Origin of the sequence: Paraburkholderia sp. BR10936, from assembly GCF_040965735.1 — a bacterium.
Classification (GTDB): Bacteria; Pseudomonadota; Gammaproteobacteria; order Burkholderiales; family Burkholderiaceae; genus Paraburkholderia; species Paraburkholderia nodosa_A.
The window spans coordinates 1-621 of the sequence record NZ_JBFRCM010000069.1 but is presented as its reverse complement, the minus strand read 5'-3'; the positions used below and the strand labels follow the sequence as shown (position 1 = coordinate 621).

Sequence of the window (621 nt, the reverse complement as noted above, 5' to 3'; positions counted from 1 at the left end):
GCGAACCACGCGGACAAGGGTGATGGCGCGATGCCCGCAGTCATTGCCTCGCGAACGATTCGCACATCGGGGGCGCCCTCTGGGAGGCGAAGAAGCACGGCGAGGCCCGCATTTACCCATTGCGCGTCTCGGCTACACAACTCCGCTGTCAGAGCATCGCGCTGCGAGGAATAAAGACGCTTGAGCCGGCGCACACGTCGGATGTAGTGGCCCTCCCGCATAAACTCAGCAGTGGCGACTTGAATGACCGGTGACGGCGCGGGAGCGAGTGTCGCGGCCACCTCCGCGAATGCATTGACGAGGTCGGCCGGGACAACAACGAAGCCAAGCCGCAGAGCAGGGCTAACAGTCTTGCTGAAGGAGCCGATGTGGATGACGTGCTTGCCTTCGCCAAGAGATGCCATGGCGGGCGCCGGCCTGCCTTCCAGCTGTAGTTCTCCAAGGTAGTCATCTTCAATGACCCACGCATCGTTTGAAGCCGCCCACTCAAGCACTTGAAGGCGCCGTCTCAACGACAAGGTCGAGCCTAGAGGCGCTTGCTGACCAGGAGTTAAGACCGCTAACGCGGCGTCCGGCGCTGTCTTGATGCCGTAGTCGACGTTGATACCGTCTGCGTCTACC

General features: G+C 61.7%; 1 protein-coding gene. It reads right to left on the bottom strand.

The window, feature by feature from the left end:
- The coding region (locus tag AB4Y36_RS40445) for a PLP-dependent aminotransferase family protein (protein WP_368685935.1) at positions 1-621 on the bottom strand (621 nt) is incomplete at both ends.